The organism is Rahnella sp. P4_A8, from assembly GCF_056402435.1.
Map to the genome: position 1 here is coordinate 1 of NZ_JBFUHK010000131.1, position 4,245 is coordinate 4,245.

General features: G+C 45.8%; 3 protein-coding genes. 2 read left to right on the top strand and 1 reads right to left on the bottom strand.

The window, feature by feature from the left end:
* Positions 1–134: 134 nt before the first annotated feature.
* Complete coding sequence (locus AC1DUO_RS23535; protein WP_477989014.1) at positions 135–2,828, bottom strand: autotransporter outer membrane beta-barrel domain-containing protein; 2,694 nt, start codon at positions 2,826–2,828, stop codon at positions 135–137.
* 788 nt (positions 2,829–3,616) lie between these two features.
* On the opposite strand from AC1DUO_RS23535, the gene mgrB reads away from it, so the two are divergent.
* Both mgrB and AC1DUO_RS23545 read left to right on the top strand, forming a co-directional pair.
* Positions 3,617–3,742: a PhoP/PhoQ regulatory lipoprotein MgrB gene (gene mgrB, locus AC1DUO_RS23540; protein ID WP_462139293.1), complete on the top strand. Its 126-nt coding sequence runs from the start codon at positions 3,617–3,619 to the stop codon at positions 3,740–3,742.
* 144 nt (positions 3,743–3,886) lie between these two features.
* On the top strand, positions 3,887–4,159 hold the full coding sequence (locus AC1DUO_RS23545; protein ID WP_013576201.1) for a YebO family protein: 273 nt from the start codon (positions 3,887–3,889) through the stop codon (positions 4,157–4,159).
* The last annotated feature ends 86 nt before the right edge of the window (positions 4,160–4,245 follow it).

Genomic DNA, 4,245 nt, shown 5'->3' on the forward strand with positions numbered 1-4,245 from the left:
GTATAGTAGAAGTTATTTTTCAGAAAATGTCACTGCAGCAGAATCCTAATCAGCAAAGTCGTGAAGATGCCAAAAAAATTGGCCCCTGAAAAGGGGCCAAAAAATTACTGAAGAGTGTTATTCAGACCGGCAAGTTACCAGCGGTATTTCATACCCAGGTTTGCTGCCCAAGGCTGGTCAACATCGCTGCCGCCAAGGTAGTTAGCCCCTGCGTAAACGGTGAAGTTTTTGCTCATGTCGAACTGACCGCCTAAACCAACGCGGACAGCAGAACCATCAACGCCGTTGTCGATACGGTCGCCATTGATGTTTGCATCGTTGTTAGCATCTTCATACACATACGCCAGTGTGCCGTACGGGCTAATTGCCTGATCTGCACCCAGGTCGAAGGTATAACCCAGATTACCACCCAGCTCATAACRCATGCTGTCATAAGCCTGATCGCTGACATGCATGTTGTTGCTCATGCTGTAATCGTCATCGCCGATAAACACGCCAGTAATGCTTGCGTATGGTGTCAAATAAGCCTGAGGAGCGAATTTCCAGTCATAACCCAGTTTCAGACCAAAGCCCCATGCATCAGTCGAGTTATCACCTGATACTTGCTGACCGTTGCTCATGGTGCTTTCTGTTGAGTTGCTGAAGTGGCTGTAGCTCAGAGAAGTATCGAAGAATGCGCCATTATTGAAGTCCAGGCTTGAGTAAACGCGTGCTGACTGGCTGTCAGTATCCGCATCGGCATCATCCATAGACAGGCTGGATTTTGCGAAACTTGCCGCCATACCGACCAGCCACTGGCGTTCACCGCCACCTTCGGTCACTTTATCCAAACCCACCATGATGCCATTAACGTCCTGATCGTAATCAATCACGCCGTTGTCACCGTTTTGCTGACCGCCGAAGTAGTTAACCCACACACCGCCTTTATCATTGCCCTGGGTGTGACGCGAACTATTCATGCGGTTTTCTAAGGTGTCTTGTTCCATATGCCATGTTGCCACATTGGAAGAAGGCAGGCTCAGGGCCGCATTTGCAGTAGAGGTAATGCCTTGTTTTGCCAGCACGACAGTATCGCCGTACTGCTCAGCCTGATATTTATAAGCACCCAGATCAGCGGTGTTAGCATGGTTAAAGGTCGCATTGCCGCCGTAGATGCGGATCAGCTCTTTATTCTGATAATCAGCAACCTGGCCTTCACCTGTCGCGTTATCGATGCGTACCTGATAATTACCGTTGGTCACGCCATTAACGGCCAGATGACCGTCTGAGTTAATGCCGATAGTGCCCTGATCATAAACATAGTCAGCGGCAGTTTTGTCGCGTGCGTTGTTCAAATCAGAGTTGAGAACATATTCACGGCTACCGATATCGAAAGTACCGTTATCGGTCAGAACCATGTTATGTGTATCAACCTGACCTAAACCTAAGTTCAGCTCAGAACCGCTGCCCACAATGATGGTGTTGGCGTAGAGAGACGCAGTTTCTTCGGTCAATGATGCCTGGCTGCCTGAGTTCAGGTTCAACACATCGGTTTTAACGCCGCCGTGCGCGGCAATTTTCAGGGTTGATGCATTGGTGAGGGAGATGTGATCTGCCAGCAGGGCAGATTCAACAACATTCACCTGAGACCGGTTGTTAACAGTCAGATCGTCAATGTTGGATGATTTGGTGGTGTCCCACTCGGAACCGTTGTTTAGCGCGACATTAAACAATCCGCTTTGATAAACGTCATCGCCAACCAGATAGCCATTGGTACTGCTGAAGACAGAGTAAGGCCAGATGCTGTTGGTGCTGCGGTTATAGAGGGCTGAATCCATCTGAACATTTGAGATAGCTGCGCCAACCCATTTGCTGCCATTATCCAGCGTCAGATTCAGTTCGTCTGTATCATCCCAGCCATTGGTATCCAGCACGCCATCCGCATTGCTGTCATGACCGCCGACGTAATAGTTCTCGTCGAAGGTGCTGACAAAAGCGACGTCACCGGTAATGGTTGAATTATTGAATACGGCATGGGTTTTCATTGCGTTATCTGCGGTGGCACTGGCAACAACAGATAACGCGATATCGTCAGCCTGAGTACCGGCAGCGCTGATATTACCGTAATCGCTTGGCTTATCAGACTGGCCGTAGAAACCGCTGGTCTGCAATTCTGTATAAGAACCTGAAGTCAGCACGGAATCATTAACTGTCAGGGTATTATCAAAAGTATTGCCATTATTTACGTCAGTATCAACCCATTCGTAGCCTTGCGTCAGCGCAATGCCCGCGACGTGAGAGTTATTTTTAATAACGATGTCACTTTCCTGATCCAATGTCACCGCAACGCCCTTGTCAAAGGTGTTCAGGGTTTCATGATCCCGAACGTTGTTAGCATCAGTAACGTCGTAATCGAAGTGTTCGTAAGTATCGTTAATGGTGGAGTTATCAATAGTCAGCTGCAAAGGTGACTGATCATATTCATTACGGGTTGTACCGCAATCGCTCGTCATGCACTCAGAAGTGATCATGCCGTTGACAGTAGTATTGGTGATATTCAGCGTGTTGCTGTTATTGCTATCAAAACCGAGATAATGAGTGGAAATAACGCCGTTAACCACAGCGTTATTGATTGAAGAGTAGATGTCTCCGCCAACGTAACCGTTATCTGCGCCGTCGTTATCCACATATCCACGATAGCCGATATGACCCGCCAGAGTGGAGTCATGATAGAACGTATCGTATACGGTGCCAGAAATATCAGCTGATATTGCGGCAGGTGCTGTTACTGCAACAGCGCAGGCCAGCGCTATTTTAGAAACGAAGAACTTTTTATTCCATGCATGCATTTATTAATCCCTCAACAAAAAATAGTCAGCATGAATCAGCTGAAATTAATTCAGCCACTATGCTTTCATTTATATAACCGAAGAGACAGAAGAACTGTTCGACGGCGGGATGATATTTTAATGGGTGGTATAATTCAACAAAGAAGTTCCTGAGAATACTCACTAAAATTAAATTATTTTAACGGCGGGGGTAATATTATTGGATTTATTTGGCAACCATAATGAAAGTAATTTCTTTAACGGTTTCTGAATAATACTTATAAAGTCATTATATAATTTTACTGCTATTAGGCTTGCGTTCCTCCGGCCTTGTGGATATAACGCAAGGCGTAATCCCGCTTATCTTGTCAGCACCCGAAACAGGAGTCAGGTTTCTGTCATGAGCCTTGCGAGAATTAATGCATTATTTCACGTTCTGTTCCTTTCTTAATAAATAGGGTTATGGTTTTTATTAAAATGTCTATTTTATAGAAATTATTGAATGAGAGTTATCAGAAATGCAGCGGAGTAAACATTACTTTGCTTGACCAGGATCAAACAAGCGTTACCTGCTATTTATAGATAAAGTTTATACATTTTATTGTTTGATTTACGTAGGTGATTATTACACGTTGTATCACGTGTAAAAGCCGTACTTTCGTTATATCGTTGTTTAGGATATTCGTCGTACTATGTCCTTCTGTTCAGTCAAATGCCGGACGTCGCCTTTGAGCCCTGATAGACGCTTTTTAAACCAAAAGAGACCTGCCATTAAATTGAAAAAGCCTGTTTTCAATGTCCGAAGGATCATTACGTTCGTTCTTTTTCTGCTCATCTGCATCGGCCTGTATCTGCTGGCGTTAAACAGTTACTGTGATCAGGGGGGCAACTTTGATCTGGGCGTATGTGCCATCACCTCATTCATTCCTTTTTAGCGGATGCCTGCCTGAATGACTTTTTGCTCAATGCTTGCGCTGATTGCGGGGGAGTAAGAAAACCCTGTTTTTTTGCGAATAGCTTCCCTGGCCTGTCGGGGATGGTAAGATGAACGCTCTGAACATTCAGTGGTAGGGTAGTCAATGTTTGATTTCGCAATGGGCCAAAACAGCCTGGCCTCATTGGTGCTGTGTGCACTTTCAGCACTGTTATTTCTGTTGGTATGGTTTTTCGTTAGCCGTGCCAGTGTCAGGGCAAATGAACAGATTGCTCTGTTACAGGAGATCGCTGAGCAGCAACGCCAGCAGACCGAATTACTTAAAATTCTGGCTGCACAGGCAAAGGGCAATGTGTCTTCTGTTGAGGCAGACGATGACTCTGCGCTCAGCCTGCGTGGTTTTATTCCTGAAAGATAATGTTGTTTTGTTAACCCGCCTTCCGGCGGGTTTTTCGTTGATACGCGGCGTGCATATCTTTCCTTCTCTTCCTCTCTGATCTTCCT